The organism is Mesorhizobium sp. M7A.F.Ca.ET.027.03.2.1, from assembly GCF_003999175.1.
Classification (GTDB): Bacteria; Pseudomonadota; Alphaproteobacteria; order Rhizobiales; family Rhizobiaceae; genus Mesorhizobium.
In genome coordinates this window covers 1-4,692 of record NZ_RZOM01000452.1, presented here as the reverse complement: position 1 = coordinate 4,692, position 4,692 = coordinate 1, and the positions used below count along the sequence as shown (strand labels likewise).

Below are 4,692 nucleotides of genomic sequence, written 5' to 3'. Positions count from 1 at the left end.
ATCGAATCCGGCATCAGCCGCATCGGCGAGGACATGGGCGGCGACTATATCATTCCCGGGCTGGTCGAATTGCACACCGACCATCTCGAAGGCCACTACGCGCCGCGGCCCAAGGTGCGCTGGAACCCGATCGCCGCCGTGCTCGCCCATGACGCGCAGGTGGCGACCGCCGGCATCACCACCGTGCTCGACGCCTTGCGCGTCGGCATGGACGAAGACGCCGACCTGACATCGGCCGACATCCGCAAGCTGGCCGACGCGATCGAGGACAGTGTGAAGCAGGACCGTCTGCGCGCCGACCATTTCATCCATCTGCGCTGCGAGGTTTCGGCACCGGACTGCCTCAGGGCTTTCGCCAATTTCGACGGCGACGAGCGGATCAAGCTGGCGTCGTTGATGGACCATGCGCCAGGCCAGCGCCAGTTCGTCGATCTCGAGACCTATGCCTACTATTACCAGCGCAAGCTGAAGCTGACCGATCGCGACTTCAAGCTGTTCTGCGAAAAGCGGATGGCCGAATCGGCGCGCAATTCGGCGCCGAACCGGGCGGTGATATCAGCCGCCTGCCAGGAGCGCGGCATCGTGCTGGCCAGCCACGACGACGCCACGTCAGGCCATGTCGACGAGGCGATCGAGCAGGGCGTGCGCGTCGCCGAATTCCCGACCACGGTAGAGGCCGCCAGGGCCTCGAAAGAGGCCGGGATGGGCGTGCTGATGGGCGCGCCCAACGTTATGCGCGGCGCCTCGCATTCGGGCAATGTCTCGGCCCGTACCCTGGCCAGCGACGGCTTGCTCGACATCTTGTCGTCCGACTACATTCCCTTCAGCCTGATCCAGTCGGCGTTCTTCCTCGGCGATGTCGTCGAAGGCATTTCCCTGCCGCAGGCCGTCGCCATGGTCTCGAAAAACCCGGCCGATGCGATTGGCCTGACCGATCGCGGCGTCATCGGACAGGGCCGCCGCGCCGACCTGGTGCGGGTGCGCGTCGACGACCATGTCCCGGTCGTGCGCACCGTGTGGCGGCAGGGAAGCCGGGTCGCATGATGGTGTCGGCGTCGATCGAGCGGGAATTGTCGGCCGAGACGTTTCCGATCCGCGATGGCGTTTTCGTCGCCGTCGTCGGCCCTAGCGGCGCCGGCAAGGACACAGCGATCGGCTACGCCCGCGCCCGCTTTGCCGATGAGACAAGGCTGGAGTTCGTCCGCCGCGTCATCACGCGGCCGAGCGATGTCGCCAGCGAGGACCACGACACGCTGGCCGATGCCGCCTTCGTCGAGGCCGAAGCCGATGGCGCCTTCGCCATCTCCTGGGAAGCGCACGGCTTGCGCTACGGCATCCCCGCCGATGTCGACTGGTCCGTTGCCAATGGCCGTGTCGCTGTCGCCAATGTGTCGCGCGCGATCATCCCCTCCTTGCGCGAACGCTATGCCAATCTGGCTATCGTCGAGATCACCGCCTCGCCTGAAGTGCTGGCCGAGCGTCTGGCGATGCGCGGCCGCGAGTCACGCGGCGAAGTGCTGGCGCGGCTGGCGCGCAGCGCCAATGTCACTCTGTCCGGGCCCGGCGTCACCTCGATCGACAACAGCGGCCCGCGCGAAGCGGCCGGCGAACGCTTCGCCGAGGTGCTGCGCAAGGCGATGGCTTTTTCCGACATGTCGGGCCTGATCTAGATCGTCGGCTCCTGACGCCTCGTTCACGCGATGGGCGCTTTAAGCCCCAAGCGCAAAGGGCATCAGCGACACCGTGCCGGCCGAACTTTCACCTGGGGCGAGCACGATGGCGCCCTCGTCCGGATCGCTCCATCCGCCCCGGTTGAAAGCACCGGAGGCCATGGTCTGCGGTTCGACGCAAAAATAAGGCTTGGCCGGGTCGGCGTACAGCATCAGGTGCTTGAAGATCGGATCGGCCTTGATGCGCAAACCCGCGCCGCGCGCCGGAAAGCGAAGCGTCGCCTCACCCGTCCAGCCGCCATAATCATTGTTGCGCCAGCCGGCGGGTAAAGGCCGGCCATCGGCGAAGTCGAGTTCGGGGGCAAGCGTGATCGGATCGCCCGAAATACCTTGCGGCTCTTCCAGATAGAACCGCGTGGCGTTGAATTGCAGCGTGACGTCCGGGTCGCGATCGAACCAGGGATGCAGGCCGAAACCAAACGGCATGGAAACCGGCCCCGTGTTGGTCAGTGTCATGGTCACGCCCAGGCCTTCTTCGGACAGCACGAAAGCCTGCGTCGCGTGATAGGAGTAGGGTTCGAGGCTGGCTGCGATATCCAGCGACAGCGTTGCCTGGGCGTCGCCCGTCTCAGTGACAGTCCAGGGGTGTTTCCAGCCGCTGCCATGCACGTTGATGGTTTCGGGCGGATTGTTGGGCTGGACCCGCCAGCGCTTCGCTCGAAACTCGAAGGTGTTTCCGGCGATGCGGTTGGCGTAGGGCATCATCGGGAACATGGCGACGCCAAGCACGTTGCCCGCTTCACGATCGTCATCGGAAATCCGGCGCATGAGATCGATGCCGCGCCAGCGCAGCGCGCTCACGCTGCCGCCGATTTGCGGCACCAGTTCGGCTTCGAGCGCGCCGGCCCTGAGCGTCAACGGTTCAGGAATTGCAGCCATCGCCGCCATTCGCCGCGAGGCGCTATTCCGCGGCCGCGCCGGCAGCGCTTTTGCGGGTGGCGTCGACCATCAGCCGCCGTTCCCGGAACACGCCCCATTGCTGGTCGACCAGCACGCCGATGAGGATGACGCCGCCCATCACCGCGAAGTTGAGCGAGGACGGAATGCCGAGCAGGTTGACGAGGTTCTGCAGTTCCTGCAGCAGCACGGTGCCGAGGATGACGCCGATCAGCGAGCCTTCACCGCCGCGCAGCGAGAAGCCGCCGAGCACGGCTGCGGCGATGGCGTAGAGTTCGTAGAACTGGCCGTGGCTGGCCGGTGAGATCGAGCGCGTGTACATGGCGAAATAGATCGCCGACAGCGCCGTCAGCACGCCGCAAATGACGTAGGCGGCGATGACGACGCGGCCGGTGCGGATGCCGGAATATTTCGCCGCCTCCTCGTTCTTGCCGATGGCGTAGAGATAGCGGCCGAACACCGAGCGGTGCAGCACCACCCACATGACGATCGAGATGACGATCAGGGCGATGAAGCTGTTCGGTACGCCATAGGAACGCCCGGCGGTGAGGAATTCGAGGTCGGGAAAATTCTGGCCGAAGGCAAAACCCGCCGTGCCGTCGGCGGTGTAGAAGCGGGCAACGCCGCGGTAGATCAGCAGGCCGCACAAGGTGACGACGAAGGGCTGCAGCTTGAGCCTTGTGATCAGCCAGCCATGCGCCAGGCCGATGATGGCGCCAAGCAGCAGGATGAGCACGAAGGCCAGCGGCCATTCCATGCCACGCACGGCGATGAAGTCGATGAACAGCGTGCCGAGCAGCGCGACCACCGAGCCGACCGACAATTCGATGCCGCCGGTGATGATGACGAAGGCCTGGCCGATCGACAGGATGCCGAACAGGCCGATCAGGTTCGAGGTGTTGGCGAGGTTGATCGGCAGCAGGAAGCGCGGATTGATGATCGCCACGATCGCCCCGACCACCAGGATCAGGATCAGCAGGCCGAGATCTTTCTTGCTCATCGTCTTCTCCCCAATGCCTGAGTGGATCGCGTTTGCGCGGCCCGTGGCAAGAACTATTTCGGCTGCTTGCCGACCGCCAGCAACAGCACGTTTTCCTGGCTGAACCGATCCTTGTCGAGAATGCCCGAGATCTGGCCCTCATGCATGACGGCGATGCGGTCGGACACGCCGATCACCTCTTCCATGTCCGACGAGATCATCAGCACGGCGACTCCGGCATCGGCGAGCGCCCGCATCAGCCCGTAGATTTCCGCCTTGGCGCCGATGTCGATGCCGCGCGTCGGCTCGTCCAAAATCATCACTTTGGGGTTCATGGCCAGCCACTTGCCGAGCACGACCTTCTGCTGGTTGCCGCCCGACAGCGTGCCGGTGCGCGTCTGCACCGAAGGCGCCTTGATGCCGAGATCCTTCTTCTGCTTCTCGGCGGTGGCGGTCTCGGCGCTCGAGGACACCAGGGAGCGGCGCGCATGCGCGGGCAGATTGGGCAGCGAAATATTCTGCGCGATCGACAGGTCGAGCAGGATGCCGGTGAGCTTGCGGTCTTCCGGCACCAGGAAGATGCCATGCGCGACGGCGTCGGCCGCGGAAGCCAGCGCGAGCGGCTTGCCGTCGAGTTCCAGCGTGCCGCCGAGCTTCGAGTCGATGCCGAAGAACACCCGCGCCAGTTCGGTGCGGCCGGAACCGACAAGCCCGGCAAGGCCGAGGATTTCGCCGCGCCTGACGTCGAGGTCGACCGGCCGGCCGGGATAGGCCGGTGTGCGGATGGCCTTGGCCGAAAGTGCTACGGCGCCGGGCGCACGCGCCGCTTCCGAGGCCTTTTCGCGCTCCTTCAGCATGCGGCCGATCATCAGCTTGACCATCTGGTCGTGGCCGATGTCGCTCTTCGGCAAGGTGCCGGCGAGCATGCCGTCGCGCAGCACGACGACGCGGTCGGCGACGCGCTCGACCTCGTGCAGGCGGTGCGAAATGAAGATGACGCTGATGCCGTCGGCCTTCAGCACCTTGATGACGTCGAGCAATTTGTCGGTCTCGGCGAGCGGCAGGCTCGATGTCGGCTCGTCGAGG

Annotated in this window: 5 protein-coding genes; 2 read left to right on the top strand and 3 right to left on the bottom strand. The window is 65.4% G+C overall.

Going from position 1 to position 4,692, the window contains the following annotated elements; translation table 11 throughout:
- Positions 1-1,044 (top strand): alpha-D-ribose 1-methylphosphonate 5-triphosphate diphosphatase (locus tag EN750_RS19480; RefSeq protein WP_127397373.1); only part of this gene is annotated, 1,044 nt, incomplete at its 5' end.
- On the top strand, positions 1,041-1,670 hold the full coding sequence (gene phnN / locus EN750_RS19475; protein WP_189526323.1) for a phosphonate metabolism protein/1,5-bisphosphokinase (PRPP-forming) PhnN: 630 nt from the start codon (positions 1,041-1,043) through the stop codon (positions 1,668-1,670). The genes EN750_RS19480 and phnN, both read left to right, overlap by 4 nt.
- Before the next feature lie 39 nt (positions 1,671-1,709).
- Here phnN and EN750_RS19470 read toward each other — a convergent pair whose 3' ends face one another.
- The 3 genes from EN750_RS19470 to EN750_RS19460 all read right to left on the bottom strand — a co-directional run.
- Positions 1,710-2,609, bottom strand: a complete 900-nt coding sequence (locus EN750_RS19470; RefSeq protein ID WP_127397372.1) for an aldose 1-epimerase — start codon at positions 2,607-2,609, stop codon at positions 1,710-1,712.
- A 22-nt stretch (positions 2,610-2,631) separates the two neighbouring features.
- Positions 2,632-3,627: an ABC transporter permease gene (locus tag EN750_RS19465; protein ID WP_127397371.1), complete on the bottom strand. Its 996-nt coding sequence runs from the start codon at positions 3,625-3,627 to the stop codon at positions 2,632-2,634.
- 53 nt (positions 3,628-3,680) lie between these two features.
- The coding region (locus tag EN750_RS19460) for a sugar ABC transporter ATP-binding protein (RefSeq protein ID WP_145967774.1) at positions 3,681-4,692 on the bottom strand (1,012 nt) is incomplete at its 5' end.

Excerpts from the sequence above, each read along its gene's own strand:
- EN750_RS19470 (WP_127397372.1), bottom strand. The coding sequence starts at position 2,609 with ATGGCTGCAATTCCTGAACCGTTGACGCTCAGGGCCGGCGCGCTCGAA.
- phnN (WP_189526323.1), top strand. The coding sequence starts at position 1,041 with ATGATGGTGTCGGCGTCGATCGAGCGGGAATTGTCGGCCGAGACGTTT.
- EN750_RS19465 (WP_127397371.1), bottom strand. The coding sequence starts at position 3,627 with ATGAGCAAGAAAGATCTCGGCCTGCTGATCCTGATCCTGGTGGTCGGG.